The 20,953-nt window shown below is 67.6% G+C and carries 16 protein-coding genes and 1 pseudogene; 10 read left to right on the top strand and 7 right to left on the bottom strand.

Going from position 1 to position 20,953, the window contains the following annotated elements; translation table 11 throughout:
* The first annotated feature begins 121 nt into the window (after window positions 1–121).
* The 5 genes from ACSQ3N_RS22010 to ACSQ3N_RS21990 are packed head-to-tail and all read left to right on the top strand — an operon-like array spanning window position 122 to window position 6,006.
* Complete coding sequence (locus ACSQ3N_RS22010) at window positions 122–757, top strand: hypothetical protein (protein ID WP_056167270.1); 636 nt, start codon at window positions 122–124, stop codon at window positions 755–757.
* Entirely contained in the window at window positions 757–2,061 is a 1,305-nt protein-coding gene (locus tag ACSQ3N_RS22005; protein WP_056167273.1) for an efflux RND transporter periplasmic adaptor subunit, read from the top strand. Before ACSQ3N_RS22010 ends, ACSQ3N_RS22005 begins: the two co-directional genes overlap by 1 nt.
* 59 nt (window positions 2,062–2,120) lie before the next feature.
* Complete coding sequence (locus ACSQ3N_RS22000; protein ID WP_436147997.1) at window positions 2,121–4,088, top strand: MacB family efflux pump subunit; 1,968 nt, start codon at window positions 2,121–2,123, stop codon at window positions 4,086–4,088.
* 35 nt (window positions 4,089–4,123) lie between these two features.
* Window positions 4,124–5,536: an efflux transporter outer membrane subunit gene (locus ACSQ3N_RS21995; RefSeq protein ID WP_436147459.1), complete on the top strand. Its 1,413-nt coding sequence runs from the start codon at window positions 4,124–4,126 to the stop codon at window positions 5,534–5,536.
* 8 nt (window positions 5,537–5,544) lie between these two features.
* Window positions 5,545–6,006, top strand: a complete 462-nt coding sequence (locus tag ACSQ3N_RS21990) for a transcriptional repressor (protein ID WP_436127016.1) — start codon at window positions 5,545–5,547, stop codon at window positions 6,004–6,006.
* A gap of 111 nt (window positions 6,007–6,117) precedes the next feature.
* On the opposite strand, the gene ACSQ3N_RS21985 is transcribed toward ACSQ3N_RS21990, so the two are convergent.
* Window positions 6,118–6,645, bottom strand: coding sequence for an HU family DNA-binding protein (locus ACSQ3N_RS21985; RefSeq protein WP_436147458.1), 528 nt, complete (start codon window positions 6,643–6,645; stop codon window positions 6,118–6,120).
* Between the two features lie 285 nt (window positions 6,646–6,930).
* Here ACSQ3N_RS21985 and ACSQ3N_RS21980 point away from each other — a divergent pair, with 285 nt between their 5' ends.
* Complete coding sequence (locus ACSQ3N_RS21980; RefSeq protein ID WP_436147457.1) at window positions 6,931–8,676, top strand: GGDEF domain-containing protein; 1,746 nt, start codon at window positions 6,931–6,933, stop codon at window positions 8,674–8,676.
* A gap of 25 nt (window positions 8,677–8,701) precedes the next feature.
* On the opposite strand, the gene ACSQ3N_RS21975 is transcribed toward ACSQ3N_RS21980, so the two are convergent.
* On the bottom strand, window positions 8,702–8,875 hold the full coding sequence (locus tag ACSQ3N_RS21975; RefSeq protein ID WP_200926898.1) for a hypothetical protein: 174 nt from the start codon (window positions 8,873–8,875) through the stop codon (window positions 8,702–8,704).
* A complete protein-coding gene (locus ACSQ3N_RS21970) occupies window positions 8,844–8,972 on the bottom strand; it encodes a hypothetical protein (RefSeq protein ID WP_255354952.1) in 129 nt (42 codons plus the stop codon). The genes ACSQ3N_RS21975 and ACSQ3N_RS21970 overlap by 32 nt, the downstream gene beginning before the upstream one ends.
* A 169-nt stretch (window positions 8,973–9,141) precedes the next feature.
* Between ACSQ3N_RS21970 and ACSQ3N_RS21965 the strand changes: the two genes are divergently transcribed.
* Window positions 9,142–10,161: a M14 family zinc carboxypeptidase gene (locus ACSQ3N_RS21965; protein ID WP_436147456.1), complete on the top strand. Its 1,020-nt coding sequence runs from the start codon at window positions 9,142–9,144 to the stop codon at window positions 10,159–10,161.
* 138 nt (window positions 10,162–10,299) lie between these two features.
* Window positions 10,300–11,112 (top strand): alpha/beta fold hydrolase, encoded by an 813-nt coding sequence (locus tag ACSQ3N_RS21960; protein WP_436147455.1) that lies wholly within the window; start codon window positions 10,300–10,302, stop codon window positions 11,110–11,112.
* A 30-nt stretch (window positions 11,113–11,142) separates the two neighbouring features.
* Here the strand turns inward: ACSQ3N_RS21960 and ACSQ3N_RS21955 are convergent, their stop codons facing one another.
* The 3 genes from ACSQ3N_RS21955 to ACSQ3N_RS21945 all read right to left on the bottom strand — a co-directional run bounded on the left by ACSQ3N_RS21955 (window position 11,143) and on the right by ACSQ3N_RS21945 (window position 14,924).
* Complete coding sequence (locus tag ACSQ3N_RS21955; RefSeq protein WP_436147454.1) at window positions 11,143–11,940, bottom strand: SGNH/GDSL hydrolase family protein; 798 nt, start codon at window positions 11,938–11,940, stop codon at window positions 11,143–11,145.
* Between the two features lie 123 nt (window positions 11,941–12,063).
* Window positions 12,064–13,557, bottom strand: coding sequence for an SPOR domain-containing protein (locus tag ACSQ3N_RS21950; protein ID WP_436147453.1), 1,494 nt, complete (start codon window positions 13,555–13,557; stop codon window positions 12,064–12,066).
* Window positions 13,558–13,853: 296 nt separating this feature from the next.
* Entirely contained in the window at window positions 13,854–14,924 is a 1,071-nt protein-coding gene (locus ACSQ3N_RS21945) for a DUF533 domain-containing protein (RefSeq protein ID WP_436147452.1), read from the bottom strand.
* Window positions 14,925–15,313: 389 nt separating this feature from the next.
* Here ACSQ3N_RS21945 and ACSQ3N_RS21940 point away from each other — a divergent pair.
* Window positions 15,314–16,828 (top strand): annotated as a pseudogene (locus ACSQ3N_RS21940) (AMP-binding protein).
* Between the two features lie 214 nt (window positions 16,829–17,042).
* A complete protein-coding gene (locus ACSQ3N_RS21935; RefSeq protein ID WP_056417505.1) occupies window positions 17,043–17,303 on the top strand; it encodes a hypothetical protein in 261 nt (86 codons plus the stop codon).
* Window positions 17,304–17,986: 683 nt separating this feature from the next.
* Here ACSQ3N_RS21935 and ACSQ3N_RS21930 read toward each other — a convergent pair.
* Window positions 17,987–20,935: a DEAD/DEAH box helicase gene (locus tag ACSQ3N_RS21930; protein ID WP_436147451.1), complete on the bottom strand. Its 2,949-nt coding sequence runs from the start codon at window positions 20,933–20,935 to the stop codon at window positions 17,987–17,989.
* Window positions 20,936–20,953 lie beyond the last annotated feature (18 nt).

The raw sequence follows: 20,953 nt of genomic DNA, 5'->3' as shown, positions 1-20,953 counted from the left end.
TCCCGAACAGCGTGCGCTTTTTTCCGTCTCGTTGGTCATAGGCAGTAGGTGCAGTGCGTGGCCCAGCAGCCTGCGCCGCTGGCGGCCTGCATTTTTTTCATCTTCGTTTTTCGACCCAGCCATGTCTTCACTCTTTGCCTCACCTTCCGCCGCCGCCGGTGCCTTGCTTGCGCTGGCCGCCTGCGCCTGGGCGGGCCACGCCCATGCCGACTATGTGTGGCTGCAGCGCGATGGGGCCCAGGCCCGCGCCTACGCCGGCGAGCTGCCCCGCCGCAGCGCGGCGCTGCCGCCCCTCCAGGCGCCGCGCGCCTACCTGGCCGACGGCAAGGACCTGCCCGTGGCGCCGCAGGCCGGCCACATCGACATCACCGCGCCGGGCGGGGACGACCTGCGCCTGAGCACCTTGCACATCACCGGCCACGGCGCGGTCACCTACTACCAGGCCCGCACCGGCCGCAGCGAGACCCGCGCCGCCAACGACCTGGAGCTGGTGCCCACCACGCCGGGCGGCAACACCTTCAAGCTGGTGTGGAAGGGGCAGACCGTGGCGGCGTCGCAGGTGAACGTGGACACCAGCGCCGGCTGGCGCCGCACGCTGGCCCCGGCGGCCGATGGCACGGTGCAACTGGACACGCCCTTCCCCGGCCTCTACGTGCTGGAGGTGAGCGCCAAGGTCAATGGCTCCGTCACCGTGGACGGCAAGAAATACGACGACGTGCGCCACACCGCCACGCTCAGCTTCGAGGTGCCCCGCTGATGGCCCCGACTCCTCCTACCGAACGCACGCCCCGCCGCGTGGGTGCCCTGTTGGTGCTTGTGGTGCTGGCGAGTGCCATCGCCGCCGGCGCTTGGTGGTGGACGCGGCAGCCCGCCATGGTCTACGACACCGTGCCCGTGGCGCGCGGCGACATCGAGGCCACGGTCAGTGCCATCGGCACGCTGCAGCCGCGCCGCTATGTGGACGTGGGCGCGCAGGTGTCGGGGCAGATAACGCGCCTTCACGTGCAGCCCGGCACCGAGGTCAAGAAGGGCCAGCTGCTGGTGGAGATAGACCCCAGCGTGCAGCAGGCCACGGTGGACGGCGCGCGCGCCGCACTCGCCGGCCTGCGCGCGCAGCTGGCCGAGCAGCAGGCCCAGCACCGCCTGGCCCAGCAGCAGCAGGCCCGCCAGCAGCAGATGGAGCGCGAAGGCGCCACGCGCCTCGAAGATTTGCAGACGGCCGAGGCCGCGCTCGCATCGGCCGCAGCGCGCATCGACCACCTGAAGGCGCAGATCGACCAGACCCAGGCGAGCCTGAAGGCCGACGAGGCGCGCCTTGGTTACACCCGCATCTACGCGCCCATGGCCGGCACCGTGGTGGCGCTGGAAGCGCGCGAGGGCCAGACCCTGAACGCCACCTACCAGACGCCCAACATCCTGCGCGTGGCGGACCTGTCGACCATGACGGTGTGGACCGAAGTCTCCGAGGCTGACATCCGCAGCGTGCGGGCCGGCCTGCCGGTGTACTTCACCACGCTGGGCGGCCAGGCCGACGCCGCCGCGCGCCGGTGGCGCAGCACCGTGCGCCAGGTGCTGCCCGCGCCGCCCACGCCGGAGGCCAAGGCCGCGGGCGGCGCCAACGCACAGGCCGCCGCGAGCAAGGCCGTGTCGTACACCGTGCTGTTCGACGTGGACAACGCCGACGGCGAGCTGATGCCGCAGATGACCGCGCAGACGAGCTTCGTCACCGCGCAGGCGCAGGGCGTGATCGCCGTGCCGCTGTCGGCACTGGCCAGTCCGACCAGCCCTGCCAGACCGGCCAGCGGCAAGGCGGCTGGTGGCAAGGCAGCTGATGCGGAGGGTGACGGTGACAGCGCTGGTGCCGGCGCTGGCGAGAAGGCCGCCGCAGCCACCCACAGCGCCCGCGTGCTGCGCGCCGATGGCGTGGTGGAGCAGCGCGCCGTCGTCGTGGCGGTGAAAAGCCGCCACCTGGCCGAGGTGCGCTCGGGCCTGCAGGAGGGCGAGCAGCTGGTGACCGGCGAGCGCCCTGCGCGCAGCGGCCCGCAAAGGTTCAAGCTGTGACCGCAGGCAACGGCATCCAACACGACACCCTGCACGGCGTCTTGCATGACGCGCATGGTGTGCCGCTGATCGAGCTGCGCGGCGTGCGCCGCCGCTACGGCGGTGGCGAGCAGCCCGAGGTGGAGGTGCTGCGTGGCATCTCGCTGTCCATCCACGCGGGCGAGTTTGTCGCCATCGTGGGCGCGTCGGGCTCGGGCAAGTCCACGCTGATGAACCTGCTCGGCTGCCTGGACAAGCCCAGCAGCGGCAGCTACCGCTTCCAGGGCGAAGACGTGGCGGGGTTCGACGCCGACCAGCTGGCCTGGCTGCGGCGCGAGGCCTTCGGCTTCGTCTTTCAGGGCTACCACCTGATCCGCGCCGAGTCGGCGTGCGAGAACGTCGAGGTGCCCGCCATCTACGCCGGCACCCCGCGCGAGGAGCGCACCCGCCGCGCAGCCGCACTGCTGTCGCGCCTGGGCCTGGCCGACAAGCTGCACCACCGGCCCACGCAGCTGTCGGGCGGGCAGCAGCAGCGCGTGTCGATCGCGCGGGCGCTGATGAACGGCGGCCGCATCATCCTGGCCGACGAGCCCACCGGCGCGCTGGACACCCACAGCGGCGCCGAGGTGATGGCGCTGCTGCACGAGCTGGCCGATGCGGGCCACACCATCGTGCTCATCACCCACGACCGCGAAGTGGCCGCCCAGGCGCGCCGCGTGATCGAGATCCGCGACGGCGAGATCGTGGCGGACAGCGGTGCGGCCGTGGCAGGGGCGTTTGAAGCAAAAAAAGCCTCTACCGCTCAACCAGCAAGCGCAAGTAGCTATAAAAATGGTAGCAAGCGTTCCGGCCGCGCCTTCTGGGCCGAACTGGCCGAGGCCGCCCGCTCGGCCTGGCGCGGCATGCGCATCAACCGCGCACGCACCGGGCTCACGCTGCTGGGCATCGTGATCGGCGTGGCGTCGGTCATCGTGATGATGGGCGTGGGCGAGGGCGCCAAGCAGCGCGTGGTGGAGCAGATGGGCTCCATGGGCACCACCATCATGTACCTGGGCGCCAGCCACCCGCGCGAGGGCGGGCCGCAGGGCGAGATCACCGCAGAGGACCTGGAGGCCATCGCCCGCCTGCCCGAGATCGGCCACGTGATGCCCGTCATCGGCGACCCCATCCCCGTGCGCCATGGCAACGTCGAGCGGCAGATCTACGTGTTCGCCGCCAGCGAGGACATGCCCCGCGTGCACCACTGGAAGGTGGCCCAGGGCCGCTACTACAGCGCGGCCGAAGACCGCGACCTGGCGCCGCTGGTGGTGCTGGGGCACAAGGCCAGCGCGCAGTTCTTTCCGGACCACCCGAGCCCGCTGGGCCGCCACCTGCTGATCGGCAACGCGCCGTTCGAGGTGATCGGCGTGATGGCCGAGCGCGGCGCTGATTCGGGCGCGCAGAACTACGACGACATGGTGTTCATCCCCTACCAGTCGGGCCGCGCGCGCGTGTACCGCGTGCAGACCCAGCCCGACTACACCGTGGTCGCTGCCGCGTCGGTCGAGCAGGTGCAGGCGGCCGAGAAGGCCATGCACGCGCTCTTGCTGTCGCGCCACGGGCGCGAGGACTTTCGCATCGGCAACGCCGCGGCCAAGCTGCAGGCCGAGGCGCAGACGCGCAACGCCATGACCATGATGCTGGGGCTGATCGCGGCCGTGTCGCTGGTGGTGGGCGGCATCGGCGTGATGAACGTGATGCTGATGACGGTGCGCGAGCGCACGCGCGAGATCGGCATCCGCATGGCCACCGGCGCGCGGCAGGGCGACATCCTGCGCCAGTTCCTCACCGAGGCCGTGCTCGTCACGCTGGTGGGCGGCGCGGCGGGCCTGGCCATCGGCCTGGCCGTGGGCGCGGTGCTCATCGTGTCGGGCGTGCCCGTGATCTTCTCGCTCACCGCCATGGGCGGTGCCTTTGCCTGCGCCGTGGCCACGGGCCTGGTGTTCGGCTACATGCCCGCCCGCCGCGCCGCCGGGCTCGACCCCGTGGTGGCTCTGGCTTCCGAATGATTGTGATGGTTGGTATGCGCACTTGTATTGCCTCTGTGTCCTGTCTTGCCGCTGGTGTGTTGCTGCTGCTGGGCGGCTGTGCCGCGGTGCAGCCGCTGCCTGAAGATGCCGCTGCAGCACCCGCCTTGCCCGTGCAGTGGGCCAGCCCGCTGCCGCCCGCTCAAGGCGTGGCGACGGGTGTCTCTGCGCTCGGCGTCGCTGAGCTCGACGCGCTCATCCGCGCCGCCCACGCGCAGAGCCCGGACCTGGCCGCCGCCATCGCGCGGGTGCAGCAGGCCGATGCGGTGGCGCGGGGCGCCGGCGCCAGTCTGCTGCCCGTCGTGACCGGCACGCTCGACGCCCGCCGCCAGGCCCGTGCCGGCGGGCAGGCCGAGGTGGCCGGCAACCAGATCGGCGCCGCGCTGGTCGCCAGCTACGAACTCGACGCCTGGGGCCGCCTGGGTGCCGAGCGCGCCAGTGCCCAGGCCCTGCGCACGGCCACCGTGCACGACCGCGGCGCGGTGCAGATCACGCTGACGGCGGCGGTGGCGCAGGCCTGGCTGCAACTGGTGGGCGGGCGCGAGCGCCTGGCGATTGCCGAGCTGAACCTGCAGAGCGCCGAGCGCGTGCTGGCCGTGGTCGAGTCGCGTGCGCGCGCCGGGGCCGCCACGCAGCTGGAGCTGGCGCAGCAGCGCGGCCTGGTGGCGACGCAGCGCCAGGTGCTACAGGCGCGGCGCCAGCAGGTGTCGGGCGCGCACACGGCGCTGGCCGCGCTGCTGGGCCAGGCGCAGTGGCCGGTGGTGCAGGCCAGCGCCTTGCCCGCCACGCAGGCGCTGGCACCCGCTGCCGGGTCGCCCGCCGACCTGCTGGTGCGGCGGCCCGACATCGCGCGGGCCGAGGCGCGGCTTTTTGCCGCCCACGCCGACGTGGCCGCAGCCCGCGCGGCGCTGCTGCCGCGCATCAGCCTGAGCGCCAGCCTGGGCACCGGCGGCAGCAACCTGCCCGGCGTGTTCGACAACCCGCTCTACAGCCTGGCGGCTGCGCTGGCCGCACCCATCTTCAATGGCGGGCGCTTGGCCGCCGACCGCGATGCGGCCCAGGCGCGCCAGGCCGAGCTGCTGGCGCAGTACCGCGCCAGCATCGTGGCGGCCGTGAGCGATGTGGAGCAAGCCCTGCAGGCCGTGGCGGGCACGCAGGCCCAGCGCACCGCGCAGGCGCAGGTGGTGCAGCAGGCGCAGCAGGCGGCCACGCTGGCGCAGTCGCGCTACCGCGCCGGGGCCGAGACGCTGCTCACGCTGCTGGATGCACAGCGCACCCTGTACGCCGCGCAGGACATGGCGGCCCAGCTGCACCAGGCCGAATGGCAGGCGCAGGTGGCTCTGTACCGCGCATTGGGCGGGGGCTGGCAGCCCGACGCCGATACTGGCGCGCACCGCGTGGCCGCCATGGCCACGGTGTCGCAGCCATGAACGCAGGCATGAATGAGCCCGTGACCATGCTGCAGCGCCTGCGCACCGCGGGCCTGCGCCCCACCACGGCGCGCATCGGCGTGCTGCAGGTGATCCACACCGCGGGCAGCGCGGGCATCGGTGCGGACGAGGCTTTTCACCAGATGCTGCTGCGCGGCACGCACGTGAGCACCAGCACGGTGTACCGCATCATCCACGAGCTGCAGACCCTGGGCGTGCTGCTGCACGACCGCAGCGACCGGCGCCACACGGTGTACCGCCTGCGGCCCTTTGCGCCGCCGCCGTCGGCTGACGTGCGCATCGCCTGCCGCCGGTGCGAGCGCTCGGCCACGCTGCCCGGCGCGCAGCTGCGCAACGAGCTGGAACTGCGTGCCGCCGAAGTGGGCCTGCGGCCGCTGGTGGCGGACCTGGTGCTGCAGGTGGACTGCCTGGGCTGCGACGGCGCCGCAGGTCACTGCCAGCTCAATTGAACCTCGCTAAAGCCAACCAAGCCCAACTGAACCCCAAGGCCCGCACAAAGAAAAAGGACCAGACGCCCGGGGGCATCTGGTCCTTGTCGCTGGGGAGCGCGGGCTGATCTATCAGGCCGTTGCGTCCTTGAGCTTCTTCAGCGCGCGGGTCTTGATCTTGACCGATGCGGGCTTGGCGGGGAACCAGCGCTCAGCACCGGTGAAGGGGTCCTTGCCGAAGCGCTTCTTCTTGGCAGCGACTTGCTGCAGGCCGATCTTCAGCACGCCAGGCAGCGTGAATTCGCCGGAGCCCTTCTTGTGCACGGAGCCCAGGATGGCGGCTTCGAGCGCTGCCAGCACGGCCTTGGTGGCCTTGGGGTCCACGCCCGACTGCTCAGCCAGGTGGGCGACCAGCGTCGTCTTGTTGAACGCTGCCTTGATGGGCTTGAGCGCGGCGGGCACTGCGGCTGCCTTGACGGCAGGAGCCTTCTTGGCGGGTGCGGCCTTCTTGGCGGGAGCAGCAGCCTTCTTGGCGGCTGGAGCGGCCTTCGGAGCAGGCGCAGCCTTCTTCGCGGGAGCGGCCTTCTTGGCTGCAGGAGCGGCGGCCTTGACGACGACCTTCTTCGCGGGAGCAGCGGTGGTTTTTTTTGCAGTTGCCATGATGTTTTGTTGTTTCAAAGTTGCAAGACGCCCCTGTCAAATTTTGTAGGGGACGCGCGATTTTAGGTGCGGAAGCGCAGGGCGTCTGCATATGGAAGACCCGCACAGGCCTGAGGATTCTTGCCGCGGGCGTTTCGCGCAGCGTTTGCAGCGCGTGCTGAACGCCTGCAGCGGTCTCTACAATCAGGCCGCGCTGCGGGTCGGGGTAGGGAGAGCCTGCAGCAAAAACACCTGAAAACAAGGCCTTTTTGAGCGTGACTGCCGCGGCAGGCAGCGCGTGTATTCATGCAACTCAGCCGATTGCTTCAACTGCTGGGAGCGCTCATCCTGCTGGCCACCGTGCTGCTGGTGGGGCGCGTGGCAACGACCGAATGGCAGTCGGTGCGCAAGGCGACCCACAGCCTGCACGCGCTCGACGAGCTTCAGCTGGGCCTGCGCGCGGTCGAGATGCTGTCGCGCGAGCGCGGCCCCACCAACGCAGCGCTGGGCGACGGCTTGCCCGCGGCGCCAGAGCGTCTCAAGGCCCTGCGCGATGCCCGCGAGCGCACGGACCATGCGCTGGCGCAGTTGCAGCAGTCCGTGGCGCACGCACCGTATGCCGACGATGCGGCCGAGCGGCAGCGGCGTGCGGTGATGGCGCTGTCCAGGGCCCGCGCCGCGGTGGACGATGTCCTTGCGCTTCCGAAGGCGCAGCGCACGCACCCCATGATCCGGCAGGCCGTGAACGGCATGGCTGCGGTGGTGCCTTTGCTCGCACCGTTGATCAATGCATCGGCCCGGTCGTCGCTGAGCGCGTACCCGGCGCTGGGTGACGAGGTGCACGGCGCCAGCCTGGCGATCCATTTGCGCGACCAGGCGGGGCTGCTCGGCTCGCACTTCACGGCGGCCATTGTCACGGGCCAGACGTTTGCGGTGGCAGAGCGCCGCGCCATCGACGAGACCCGTGGCGGCATCGAGCGGCTGCGCGCGCTGCTGGAGTTGCGCTTGCAGTTGCACCAGGCCTCCGACCCGGTGGTGGATGCCTGGGGCGCTGTGACCATGCGGTACTTTGGCGCGGCCTATGCGCTGGCCGAAGACGTGATGGCCCGGGGCGAGCGCGACGGGATCTATGGCCTGACCGCCGCGCAATTCGCCGCGCTGTATGTGCCCGACATGGAGCCCCTGCCGGCGCTGCGCGATGTGCTGCTGGCGCAGGCCCGCCACAAGGCATCGGCCGAGCATGCGCGTGCGGTGACCACGCTGCTGTGGGTGCTGGCGGGTGCCACGGGGCTGCTGCTGGTGCTGGGCGGTGCGCTGGTCATGATCCAGCGGCGCGTGCTGCAGCCCCTGGTCAAGACCACCAGCGCCCTGCGCGCGCTGGCCCGCGACGACCTGAGCGCGCCGCTGCCCGTGCCGCTGGGCGACGACGAGATGGCCGAGGTGATCGGCGCCGTGCGGTCGCTGCAGGTGCAGACCCAGCAGCGCCGCGACCTGGAGCGCGAGCGCGACCAGCTCATCGAGCAGCTTCGGCTGCAGTCAGAAACCGATTGCCTGACCGGGCTGCCCAACCGGCGGGCGTTTCTGGCGGCGGCGCAGTGCATGCTGGCCGCTGCGTCGCGCCATGGGTTTGCGGTGGCGGTGGTGATGATGGACATCGACCGGTTCAAGCAGCTCAACGACAACCACGGCCATGCAGCGGGCGACACGGCGCTGCGTGCGGTGGCCGACGGGGTGCGTGCGATGCTGCGCGAAGGCGACCTGGCCGCGCGCTTTGGCGGTGAAGAATTCGTGGTGCTGCTGGGCTACTGCGACAGCAGCCACGGCGTGCTGTTTGCGGAGCGGCTGCGCGCTGCCATCGCCGGTGCGGCCGTGCTGCTGCCCGCTGGGCCGGTTCAGGTCACGGCCAGCCTGGGCGTGGCGGATTCGGCCTTGGCCGGGCTGGACCTGGATGCGCTGCTGTCTGCCGCAGACGCTGCGATGTACCGCGCCAAGCAGGCGGGGCGCGACCGGGTGATGGTGGCGGCGCAGTGCGGGCAGAGCGCAGCGGCCTGAGGAGCCAGGCCGCGCGCAAGCAGCCCTACCGCAGCAGCCGCGTGTGGGACGTGTGGTGCTTGTCGCGCCACAGCTGGTAGCGCGATCGCTGCAGCGCCAGCAGCTCTACCAGGCCCCATGCAAACGCGCAGCCCAGCGTGCCGCACAGTACCGCGAGGCGGTAGGCCTCAGTCTTGCGAAGGGACCGGCGCGTCGTCATGGAACCATCCGTCCGTGCGGGGAAGGTCAAAGCGCACCCAGCCTTGATCGAAGAGCTCATCCAGCAGCCGCTGCAGCCCGAGAATTTTCCAGAGCATGGTGTACCTCCACCCGTTGACTGCGGCCACGTTAGCCCGCCAATGTGACGGTTTGGCGTCACCGGGATGAATAGCAACAGCTGCCCGCGCAGGGCTATCGCGGGGCCCGGGCCCCGCTTAAGCTCGCCTGTTGGTGCGCGCCCCACGGGCCGCCATTCACCGGAAAATCATGCTGTCCGAGCTGCTGGCACTGGAAAAGATCATCGAGCAGGGCGCCCCGCACCTGGACGTGCGGGTGGTGCGCCAGGTGCAGGTGCCTGCGGGGCCCAGCCTTCCCATCTACGCCATCGGCATCGGCAACGACGCGCCAGACATACCTGCGGTCGGCTTCTTCGGCGGTGTGCACGGCCTGGAGCGCATCGGCACCGAGGTGGTGATGGCCTATCTGCAAAGCGTGGTGATGCGGCTGCGCTGGGACGCCACGCTGCACCGGCAGCTCGAGCAGGTGCGGCTGGTGTTCATGCCCATCGTCAACCCGGGCGGTATGTGGTCGTCCACCCGCGCCAACCCGCGCGGCGTGGACTTGATGCGCAACGCGCCGGTCGAGGCCATGGACCGCGTGCCGCTGTGGGTGGGCGGCCAGCGCCTGAGCCCGGGCCTGCCGTGGTTTCGGGGCAAGGCGGGCGAGCCCATGGAAGAAGAAGCACAGGCCCTGTGCGAGGTGGTGGAGGCCGAGCTGCTGCCGCGCAGCTTCAGCCTGGCGCTGGACTGCCACTCGGGCTTTGGCGTGCGGGACCGGCTGTGGTTTCCGTTTGCGCACACGCGCAAGCCCATCCCGCACCTGGCTGAGCTGCATGCGCTGCAAGAGATCTTTCTGCAAGCCCACAGCCACCACCCGTACGTGATCGAGCCGCAAAGCGCGCAGTACCTGACGCACGGCGACCTGTGGGACCACCTGTACCTGCAGGCCTGCCGCAACGTGCCGACGCACACCTTCTTGCCGCTGACGCTGGAGATGGGCTCGTGGCTGTGGATCAAGAAGAACCCGCGCCAGCTGTTCTCGCGCTGGGGCATCTTCAACCCGCTGATCGACCACCGGCAGCAGCGCGTGTTGCGGCGGCACATGCTGCTGCTGGACTTTCTGTCGCGCGCGGCCTGCAGCCATGCGCGCTGGGCGCCCGCGCCCGAGCAGCGCGCGCAGCGGCGGGCCGATGCATTGGCAGCCTGGTATGGCGATGCATTCGACTGACCCGCGCCGGGCGACCAGGTGGCAGGCCGATGCCGCAGCCGTGCGCAGTGGCTGCAGCGCGCATCGGCACGGTGCCCTGTGCAAACTGCACCACAGTCTTCGGGCATGACGGCATGACGGCATGACGGCATGACAGCGATGACCACCTGGATATTTCTGCGCGGGCTCACCCGCGAATCCGCGCACTGGGGTAGCTTTGTGGCCGACTTCGAGCGTGCGCTGCCGGGGCATGTTGTCACCGCGCTGGACCTGCCGGGCAATGGCTTGCTCCGCCTGTTGCCATCGCCCACCACGGTGGCGGGCATGGTGGCCGCGTGCAGGGCCGAGCTGGCGCGCCGGGGCGTGGCGCCGCCGTACCACCTGCTGGCCATGTCTCTGGGTGCGATGGTCGCCACCGAATGGGCCCGGGTGGCGCCGCACGAGGTAAGCGGCTGCGTGCTCATCAACACCAGCTTCAAGCCCTTCAGCCCCTTCTACCAGCGGCTGCGGCCCCGCAACTATGGCGCGCTGCTGGGGCTGGTGCTGCGGCCGCAGTCGCCCGAGCAGATGGAGCACACGGTGCTGCGCCTGACCAGCCACCGCGTGGCAGACCATGGCGCTGACGTGGCCGAATGGGCCCGCGTGCGGTTGGCACGGCCGGTGTCGCCCACCAACGCGCTGCGCCAACTGGCCGCTGCAGCCCGCTACCGCGCGCCGGTGGTTGCGCCGCTGCAGCGCGTGCTGATACTCGCCAGCCAGCGCGACGGGCTGGTGGATGTGCAGTGCTCCATCGCCATTGCGCAGGCCTGGCAGGTGCCTTTGCGGCTGCACCCCGGTGCAGGGCACGACCTGCCGCTGGATGACGGCGCCTGGGTGGTGGAGCAGGTGGCGCGCTGGGTGGCCGGTGGGGACGGTGATGGCCACCCACAGGGCGATGCCCAGGCCTGCAGCGGCACTACCGGCCCTGGTTGAGCCGCTGCGTGTTGCGGCCGCAAACGCGGGTTAGTTGGTGGTGGACGCGGCGGGGGTGGAAGTGGCAGACGTGCCCGGCGTGGCCGGAGCCAGGCCGCCCTGGGCCACCAGCTCCTGGTACCACTGCGCATAGCCTGCACTGCTGGGGTGCAGGCCGTCGGCGGCGTTCAGCTCGTCGCTGCGCAGCACGAAGGGGTCTTCATCGCGCGGGCGCAGCAGGCGCACGTAGCGCACTTGGTTGGCCGCGGCCACCTCCTGCACCATGGCGTGCAGCCGCTCGGAGCGGCTGGACATGGCCCACGACAGCGGCGGTACGAAGAACGGCGCATGGCCCACATTGCCGCAGGGCATCAGCACCACGGTGCGGCCCTTTTCGCGCGCCAGCGCCACGGTCTGCTCCAGGTTGGCGCGCAGTGTCTTCTGGGTGGTGAGGCGGATCACGTCGTTGCCACCGGCCAGCACCAGCACCATGTCGTAGCCCGACTCGGCACCCTGCAGCTGCTGCGCCACGTCGCCAAACTTGGCGCCGTTGGCGGCCAGGTTGTCGATGCGCCACTGCGGGTGGGCCTTGCCGATGCGGCCTGCCAGGCTGTCTGCGGGGCTGCTGGCACCCGTGCCCATCGCCGTGCTGTCGCCCACCACCAGCAGCCGCTGGCTGGGCTGCGGGGGCTGCGCGGTGTAGGGCTGGGCCTGCTTGGCCAGGTCTACCGACGTAAAAAGGCGCCAGGGTGCGCAGGCCGAGACCAGCAAGGCGCCCCCTATCGCTGCCGCAGTGACCAGGGCCAGGCGGCGGGTGCTGGAGGGGCGGTGGTGGGGGTGGTGTGGCATGGTGGGGCAGGACGTGGGCTAAATCGCCAGCGTATCGCCGCGCCCCTGGCCCCACCGTCGGTGGTGCGCCGTGGCCCGCGTAGGACAGCGTGCCCGCGGCCGCTGCCTCAGCCACCCAGTCTGCTACTGCTTGAAGACCACCGCATCCAGGTCCATCGCGCGGATGGACTCGGCCGCTGCTGCCGCCTGCGCCCGGCTGTCGTACGGGCCCACGCGCACGCGGATGCGGCGGCCCTTGGAGTTGTTGAGCTCTTGCCGAAAGGCGGGCAGCCCCTCGTTGAGCAGCCGGGCCTGGGCCTTGCGGGCATTGGTCTCGTCGGCAAACAGGCCCACGTTGATGTAGTAGCCCGCCGTGCTGCCCACGGTGGTCAACGGGGCGCTGGCAGAGCCGGACGCAGGGGCGGTGGCCGCGTTGGCAGAAGAGGCTGCAGCTGCAGATGCCTTGGCGGTCGCAGTGCGGGCGGCACGGTCGGGCGCGGCAGCGGGTTTGCTGGCGGCCTTGGTGGCCGCCTTGGCTGCAGCAGTGGCCTTGGCGGCGTCGGCTTTGCTGGCCGGTGCTGCGGGCTTGGACGCGGACGCATCGGCCTTGGCGGCGGGTGGGCTGCTGGGGTTGGCGGAGTTCGTCTTGTCGCCGGCCGCGCTGCCCGCTGCTGGCGCTGTCTGGGCGGCTGGGGCTGCGGGCGTGCTGGCCTGGGATCTTGCCGTGGTGGCAGTGGTGGCGGTAGCGGCGGGCGCGGGGGCCTGTGCGGGTGCAGTTGTCGGTGCTGGCGCTGGTGCTTGTGCTGTCGTTACTGCTGAGGATTTGGCTGCGGGCGCAGGCGTCGGTGCAGGGGTGGCTGGGCCGGGGCTTGCAGTCACCGCAGCACGGGTCGCAGCAGGCTGGGTGGTGGCTGGCGTGGCGTCGTCCTGCGAAGGGGCGGATGCGGCTGCGGTGGACTGGGCCGCCCCCTGCGCAGACGCCACAGACGCCGCAGCAGCCGCGGCCGACGACGCCTGCGCCACGGTCACGGCGGGCGTCATCGACGCATCGGCCTCGGGCTGAACCCCTGTGCTGGGCACCGACAGGTATGCCGCCACCGCGATGATGGCCAGGGCCACATTCACCCCGACGATGGCCTGCAGGCGTTTGCGCGAGCTTGCGCGCTGCTCCAGCAGCGCGCAGGCCTCGGGCACGGTGCGCGACGCGGCCAGCGCGCGCGAGATGCGCCGGCGCACGTCGGCGTGCAGGATGGCGTTGCCGTACAGGCCAGGCACCGTGAACGCCAGCATGGCAAACGCCGCCAGCACGCCCAGCTCCACACCCTGCGGCCAGTTCAAGAACTGGCGGCCCAGCGCAAACACCAGCAGCGCCAGGCCCTCGGCCACCGCCACGTAGGCCAGCGCACCGCTCCACACTTGGCGGAACACCATCCAGTTCAGCGTGGACAGGCTGGCTGCCCAGTTCCAGGTGGTGGTGGTGCGACCCGCGGTGTCAAAGCGGGCGAAGACGGGGAGGTAGTAGTCGGTGTTGACCGGCCCCAGCGCCACGCGGTACAGCGCCGTCATGGCGTTGTCGGACGGCGAGTCCAGCGACATGGCGGGGATGAGGGAGTCTGCAAAATCCGTGGTGGCGCGCATGCCTGATTTTGTCATGCACTGGCGCGCATGCGGCGCCTGTTGCGGCCACGCAGCGCTGGCGCGGTGCCATGTGGGCGCCCGCGGTGGCGGCTGGCGGCGCTACTGCAGCAGGCCCCGCCGCTGCGTGGCAGGGCGGGTTTGGGTAAAAATGTGCCGCTACCGCTTGATAGACAAGCGCTGGAAGCTATCAAATAAGGAGCATGCGTGCAGGGTTGCCGCGCTGCTCGTCACCGGCACCGCGCACCCGGTGCCCGTTACCCGCTGCCCTTTACCCGCTGCCCTTTACCCGCTGCCCGTCAACCGCCCCGCACCATCGCCATGATCTTGCCCGCATCCAGCGTGGCCGCCTTCTGCTGGATCTGCGGCAGGTACTGCGACTGCATCTGCTTGGCCGGGCCCAGCAGGTTCTGAAAACTGTCGCGCAGCATGGCGGTGCTCATCACCCGGCCGCCCGCGTAGTAGCGCTTGGCCACCTGCCCCAGCGCATACGTGGTGGCAAAAGAAAACGCCATGCCGGTGGCCGCGCTGCCCACGCCCCCGATGGTGCGGCCCGCCACCTTGCCCAGCAGGCCGCCCAGCAGCTTGCGGCCAAACTGCTCCAGGTACTGCGACGTCATACCCACGCCCGCCGCGGCGATGAACTCCTTGATGTGGCCCTGGTCCAGCTCCACGCCGTGCGCCTTGCCGATGCCGTAGACCATCTTCACCTGCATCGGAATGATGGCCATCGACGCCCACGACTGCGGCAGCAGCTCCAGCGCGCCGTTGAGCATCGCGTAGTTCAGGATGGACTTGTCCAGCTCGGCATCGCCCGGGCCTGCGGGCACGGCCACCGGCACGGGCATGGATGCAGGCGACGAGGACGACGAAGAAGAAGGAGAAGAAGGAGAAGAAGAAGGCGCTGATGCAGCGGCTGCGTAGGCCGCTGCACCGGTGGCCGCAGCACCCGCCACGCCCCACGGCACGGCAGAGGGCGGCGCCTTTTCGGCCACATCCACCAGCGCATCGGCCTCGTGCTCGAAGGCTGCGGTCTGCTGCGCGCCCAACTGCAGCGCAGACTTGAGCGTGGCCAGGAACTGCGCCTCGGCAGGCGTCTGGCGCCCATCCACATCGCACACGCACACGGCCATCTCATAGGCCAGCTGGCGCTGGCCGGGGTCGGTCAGTGCGGCGGCGGCGGCCTGCACCGTGGTGCGCTTGAGCAGCACGTCCTGGTAAATGCGCGGCAGGTCGGCCATGCCGCTGTCGCCCGCGAGGGACTGGGCGATGCGGCGGATCTCTTCACGCTCGGCGTCGTCCTTGGTGCCGTCCGCAAACGCGGCCAGCAAGGCGATGGTGAGGATGGATTTTTGCTGTTCTGGAGTCATGCGGTGCAGGCCTGCAAGGCCGTGAAATGAAGGGGCTGACACGCTGCCTGTGCCAGAAGGCAGTGTGGCGGCGTGCGGTGTGAGGACAGGTGCAGTCTAGGGCGCGCGCTTTCAACGCCACGGCTTGTGGGGACTTGCAGGCATCTGGTAACCAGGTGCATCGGGGCAGGGGGGCTGCCCACACTGCGGCCCACCCGGGTTTCCCCTTGCGTAGTCGATCGGCTGTGCGCAAGGGCGCGGCTTGCGTACAGTGGCTGTCTCAATGCAAGGAGGCAAGGCATGCGGCAAGCGGCGACGACCAGCAGGGCAAGCAATACCAGCAGTACGGGCAGTACGGGCAGCACCAGCAGGGCAGGCACCGCCACCCCCAGCGCGCGGGGCGCCACCCGATGAACATCGCTCACCTGCTGCGCCGCAGCGCGCAACTGCACGCCCACCAGCCCGCCGTGCTGCAGGGCGACCGTGTGCTCTTCGACTACCAAACGCTGGGTGCCCGCACCGCCGCGCTGGCCGCCAGCCTGCGCACACGCTACGGCGTGCTGCCCGGCGACCGCGTGGCCATCTCCGCCGCCAACGCGCCCGAGTACCTGGAGGCGCTGCACGCCATCGTGTGAGCCGGCGCCGTGCATGTGCCCGTCAACTACAAGCTGCACGCCAAAGAGCTGGCCTACGTGCTGGCCGACTCCGGCGCGCGCGTGGTGCTGGTGTCCGAGGCCCTGCACCCCGCCGCGCGTGATGCGGGCGCCGACCCCGCAGCCACCCTGGTGCTGGGCTCTGCCGACTACCTGCACGCCGTGCAGCAGCACGGTGCGCCGATGCCCGTGCACGACCGCGCCCCGGACGACATCGCATCGCTGTTCTACACATCGGGCACCACCGGCCGGCCCAAGGGCGTGATGCAGACCCACCGCAACCTGCTGGCCATGACGGCCTGCTACTTCACCGACGTGGACGACGTGCTGCCCGGCGACGCCATGGTCTACGCCGCGCCCATGTCGCACGGCGCGGGCTTGTACAACTACGCCCAGGTGCTGCGCGGCGGGCGGCACGTGGTGCCCGTGTCCGGCGGCTTCGACCCCGCCGAGCTGGTGCAGCTGGCCGCATCCGTGGGCCAGCTCACCCTGTTTGCCGCGCCCACCATGGTGCACCGCCTGGCGGACCATGTGCGCGCCACAGGTGCCGACGTGTCGGGCTTCAAAACCATCGTCTACGGCGGCGGCCCCATGTATGCCGACGACCTGCGCACCGCCATGGCCGTCATGGGCGACGACCGCTTCGTGCAGATCTACGGCCAGGGCGAAAGCCCCATGACCATCACCGCGCTGTCACGCGCGCACCTGGCCGACACCACCCACCCCCGCTGGGCCGACCGCATGGCCTCGGTCGGCGTGGCGCAGTCGCTGGTGGAGGTGCGCGTGGTCGACGCCCAAGGCCAGCCCATGCCCGCCGGCGACACCGGCGAGGTGCTGGTGCGCGGCGACACCGTCATGCCCGGCTACTGGAACAACCCCGACGCCACAGCCCGCACGTTGCAGGGCGGCTGGCTGCACACGGGCGATGTGGGCGTGCTGGATGCCGATGGCTTCCTGACGCTGAAGGACCGGTCGAAGGACGTGATCATCTCCGGCGGCAGCAACATCTACCCGCGCGAGGTGGAAGAGGTTTTGCTGCTGCACCCCCAGGTCCGCGAGGTGGCCGTGGTGGGGCAGCGCGATGCCGAGTGGGGCGAGGTGGTGGTGGCCTACCTGGTGGCGGGCGAGGGCGGGCCGGTGGAGGATGCAGTGCTGGATGCGCTGTGCGGGGAGCACATCGCGCGGTTCAAGAAGCCGAAGGTGTATCGGTGGGTGGAAGGGTTGCCGAAGAACAGCTACGGCAAGGTGTTGAAGACGGAACTGCGTGGGTAGACGCGTTGCATGGGGTGGCAATGAAGCACCGCGTCATCGCTGCTCTCCATGCGCCTATTCAGCCACACATGCGCCACACGTGAGCGGGTTCCGTTGCGGTCCTACAAGCGGTGGCCTCCGGTGTCCCTAAAGTTGCGGGCTTCGTGTGTCCGAACCGAGCGGTAACAGCTCATCGGCACAACCCTCCAATTCACTTCGTTTTATCTCCCCGACCATGATGCAGATCGTCTCCGATGCAGCGCAACCCGGCCTCATCATCGTGAACCTGGACGCGCAAGGCCACGACCTCTCCGTCCGCCTGGACCGCGCCATGCTGGAGCACACCCTGGGCGTGCACGGCGCTTTTGCATCCCTGGCCCAGGCGGTGGGCCGCAACATCGAACGCATCCAGGACGCCGCATTGCGCAAGTACCAGCAGACCCGCCAGCGGTGTGTGATTTTGTCGAAGGCTGAGTTGATGCGGGTTGCGGGGTGATAAACGGGGTCCGTGTTGGATGACCGGGCGTTCTGAACGTGTAGCAGTCGTCTTTATTCGCGTTATGAACTACCGGTATAGGCTGATTGCTGAAGTTCACCAATGACAGCTTCGCCGACTTTCAATCCTGGGCAGCGAGTCCAAGGGCGATGCCGTAGCGCGTCTTACTGAGCCGCAGGTGTTGATTTCCAGTTAAACGTGACCCGCTGGGGGTCAGTGGGTTACTTCTGAATGGAAATCAACACCACCGGCAGGAACCTCGTCATGAACGACTAGGAGCCGGAGAACCATCTTGCTGCGCCGTACCGCAACGGAAGCTTGACCGTGCCCGCTGCAATGGGCTTATGGGGTGTGCCACGTTGTCCAGCCTTCCTTGACACGGTTTCGCAGTGCCTTCCAGTCCTCATTAGGCTCTGCAGCTTCAGTCCAGAACTCGCACACATCCCAAGTTTCGTGCGATGCGATACGAGCGCCTGACCTGCCGATGATTTGATAGAGGGCGAGCTTCTCTAGGGAGTCTTGTCCGTCGCGAACACATCCACTTAAGCGTTCAAGAGTCACCCATGATTCATTAATTGCTTCGCTAGAACGGCGTACCAATTCGGGAAGCGATGCTATATAGGCAATATCTGGGAGAACGCGAAGCACAAAATCGCGACTGTTCTCGCACTTATTTAGCTTCTTTAGAGATGGGTCAAACACCTTCTCCATCGCCGTGAACGGCTTCCCCGCCATCCATGCTTCAAGGAGCGTAGGAGTTTTGGAATGGCAAATGCCCCTCGTTCCTCGGGCGTTGTCAGTGCAGAAAACTTGCTGCCGAACAAGGTTTCAAGGCTTTCCTGACGAGTCATCTCAATGAAAGCCCCTGGCTCTGACATCAGCCAATCGAAGAGCCATCGAACCCACCCGTTTACTGAAGTATCACTTGGTGGCGACTTCAGGTGTTCTTCCAACGAACGTAGCGTGGAAGCCTGAATGCCAAACTTCGCTGCTAGCACGTGTGACCAATCGCAATCTTCATCCGTATTCGCAAGCTTCGCTTTGGCCAAGATTGCCGCGGCTACGCGAGACCCAAGCCAGTCTTGGTCACCTGACAGACTCTTTAGGTATGCATTAAAGGTCCGAGACAACATGGCGCGAGACTTCACTTCGGTCGTCTCATCCGAGTCTCCTACCGGAAGACGTCGGAGTAGGTAGTCAACTGCGGCGTGATTCTGTTCATGCGAATGTATCGAGTCGAGAATCGGCGCAAGAGGGTCCTCAATTGCGAGGCATTGGTCTGCTTGAGAAAAAATCTCTTTGAGGCTAGTCCAGTGGCTATGGATGAGACCCACAGAATTATCGAAGTAGACAACTTTGCTGGGAATGACAAGAACAAATCCATACGAACTCTCGCCGGCCCGGCCTGCTCTACCTGCCGCATTCAGTAGTTCGTGGGCCTGCAGACGTTCGAGTTGGTTGTTCGCCGCGTCAAAGCGGCTGTCGCCGGCAATCAGAACAATCTGACTAGGCAGATTCATTCCCTGTGCAAGCGTTGACGTGGCGGCCAAAACATGGATGCCGTCTTTCCGGCGATATAGGGACTCGTGCAGGTGCCGCTCCGCAGGCAGAAGCCGGGCGTGATGCGGTAGCGCCGATGAGGTCACTTCCTTCTTCGATGAAACGGCAATGTATAGGCTGTCTGTGCTTCCAACTTCTTGCAAGGCAAGTTCGAACAGTTGATTCTCCTCAGTGCTCAATTGGATTGAGTTCTTTCCAAGTCGCTCCCTGGTGTATTCGGCGGTGCTGTTCGCGTTAACTGTCGTCTGGCAGAAGATGAGGGTTTTGAGCACTTGCGACGAACCCCGGTCGACGGCCGCAGACCCAATGGCCGCTGCAACGTTATTCGCGTTGGGCGTCAGCTTCCAGTGCGGACTGAGTGTCAACTGCACTGACTGGTCAAGCAAGGGAAGCAGTGCGTAATCAACGCGGTTCGTCGTATCCCAAGTCTGCTTAAGCCCGAAGAAACCTTGCGGTCGCGCCAACATTTGCCGTTTTGCTTTCTGTGGAGGCGCACTGGTCGTAGCTGAGGCCTTCAATGACCTTGCGAGAGTTGTCATCGCGTCGACCTCGGAACGCGGATAGACAAGGCAGCCGCGCACCTGTCGAGTCGGCTTCCAATTCATGGACAGTGCAAGACATGGCCGATTCATGACGCTCTGAAGCCATCCCGCAATTTGAGTTGCGTTGCTCATCATGGCCGAAAGCATCAGCATGTCAGCCTTCGGAGCTAGCTCCACGGCATTGAGCACACAGAGCATGGAATCAACGGCACGTTTTGCCCGCTCTGTGTCGATAGCATGCAGTAGGTGGCATTCGTCGAAGACGATAAGCCCAACGCTCTCGAATAGTCTCGGTTCAAAGCCCATCAAAGCGAGGCAACGCTCCGGTGTCATGACGGTGATTGGTGGAAGACGGACAGCGTCGAATCCGAATGGGTCGTCGCTTGCGTACTCGCGTTCGACGTCAGCATCAGGAAACGCTGCATCTAGGACTCGCGCCGTTTGGTCGACGAGAGATAGCGTGGGAGCCAGAAACACAACATCCATTTGCTTGCTGAGTGTGGCAAGTATTTTTAGCTCAGACAGCGTTGACTTCCCGGCACCGGTTGGGAAACTGATTGCAGCGGATGTTCCGCGGTCTAGGTAGCCGCTTCGAATGGCGTCGAGATGGTTCGGCCAAAGGTACGGGCGACGGCGCGAGATGTGGCGAACTCCGCGCTTCCACCGAGCTGAGTCGCTGCCGTTGGGTGGACTAAGGTTGGCAACACTAGCCTGGGGGAAGTCACCGGCGAGAATTTTGAGCAACACGGCTAAATGTCGCGGCCCAGCAAAGACCCGGACTATCGGTTGACCTTTAAACGGACTGTTGGTTGTTCGGCTGCATAGCGCCTCCGCTTGCACGAATTGTCTCTCACTACTTGCATTCGCATCGCCCAGCATCTCGGCGGCTAGTGCGGCAAGCCCGTTGTAAATCAGATGGTATAGAGCATCAATTGCTCGCTCGATGATTGGGCGGCCATCACTATCGGCACTCATGAACTCGGACTGCGGCTGGATGTTTCCGAGGTCACCACTAGCAAATCGCCTGATAGCGGCCAAGAGCGACGTTCGATGGAGATTCGCCTGAGCGAAATCTTCTTCAATCTCTCTGGCCATCTCAGCGGCGTCGGCGCTTGCACCGGCAATCATGAACAACACTGTCGCAGATACCTCAGGCGACACGTAATCCATTTCAAGGCGGGAAACCAGCTTGTTTCCAACGATACGTTCAGCCTGCATGAGAACGTAGTGCGCAGTCCCAGCGACGAATGCCGCCGAGCGACGGTCGTCGCGAGAAGGGCTGACAGAAATGAGAGCTTCCTGAGTACTCGCAAGCTCCCTGAGAAACTTCATCTCTTTGGAGACATTTTCGAGCGTCTCTGCTCTTGACTCTCCCGCTTGGTCAGCTTGGGAGGCCAAATCACGCAACCGCATACGTGCGGCCACGATGGTCGTGTATATACGGGTGAACTCTTTCGAGAGCTGGTTGTTGTCAAGTCCATTCAGAGTGGGGGCGTGTCGAATCAGTTCTTCGGTCGAAGGGTCAAACATAGAAGAGCACTCCCGACC

This window comes from Acidovorax sp. LjRoot194, assembly GCF_964253015.1.
In the GTDB taxonomy this organism is placed as follows: domain Bacteria; phylum Pseudomonadota; class Gammaproteobacteria; order Burkholderiales; family Burkholderiaceae_C; genus Acidovorax.
This window is presented reverse-complemented; position numbering and strand designations above follow the sequence as displayed.

Excerpts from the sequence above, each read along its gene's own strand:
- ACSQ3N_RS22010 (WP_056167270.1), top strand. The coding sequence starts at position 122 with ATGTCTTCACTCTTTGCCTCACCTTCCGCCGCCGCCGGTGCCTTGCTT.
- ACSQ3N_RS22005 (WP_056167273.1), top strand. The coding sequence starts at position 757 with ATGGCCCCGACTCCTCCTACCGAACGCACGCCCCGCCGCGTGGGTGCC.
- ACSQ3N_RS21990 (WP_436127016.1), top strand. The coding sequence starts at position 5,545 with ATGAATGAGCCCGTGACCATGCTGCAGCGCCTGCGCACCGCGGGCCTG.
- ACSQ3N_RS21985 (WP_436147458.1), bottom strand. The coding sequence starts at position 6,645 with ATGGCAACTGCAAAAAAAACCACCGCTGCTCCCGCGAAGAAGGTCGTC.
- ACSQ3N_RS21980 (WP_436147457.1), top strand. The coding sequence starts at position 6,931 with ATGCAACTCAGCCGATTGCTTCAACTGCTGGGAGCGCTCATCCTGCTG.
- ACSQ3N_RS21975 (WP_200926898.1), bottom strand. The coding sequence starts at position 8,875 with ATGACGACGCGCCGGTCCCTTCGCAAGACTGAGGCCTACCGCCTCGCG.
- ACSQ3N_RS21970 (WP_255354952.1), bottom strand. The coding sequence starts at position 8,972 with ATGCTCTGGAAAATTCTCGGGCTGCAGCGGCTGCTGGATGAGCTCTTC.
- ACSQ3N_RS21965 (WP_436147456.1), top strand. The coding sequence starts at position 9,142 with ATGCTGTCCGAGCTGCTGGCACTGGAAAAGATCATCGAGCAGGGCGCC.
- ACSQ3N_RS21960 (WP_436147455.1), top strand. The coding sequence starts at position 10,300 with ATGACCACCTGGATATTTCTGCGCGGGCTCACCCGCGAATCCGCGCAC.
- ACSQ3N_RS21955 (WP_436147454.1), bottom strand. The coding sequence starts at position 11,940 with ATGCCACACCACCCCCACCACCGCCCCTCCAGCACCCGCCGCCTGGCC.
- ACSQ3N_RS21950 (WP_436147453.1), bottom strand. The coding sequence starts at position 13,557 with ATGCGCGCCACCACGGATTTTGCAGACTCCCTCATCCCCGCCATGTCG.
- ACSQ3N_RS21945 (WP_436147452.1), bottom strand. The coding sequence starts at position 14,924 with ATGACTCCAGAACAGCAAAAATCCATCCTCACCATCGCCTTGCTGGCC.
- ACSQ3N_RS21935 (WP_056417505.1), top strand. The coding sequence starts at position 17,043 with ATGATGCAGATCGTCTCCGATGCAGCGCAACCCGGCCTCATCATCGTG.
- ACSQ3N_RS21930 (WP_436147451.1), bottom strand. The coding sequence starts at position 20,935 with ATGTTTGACCCTTCGACCGAAGAACTGATTCGACACGCCCCCACTCTG.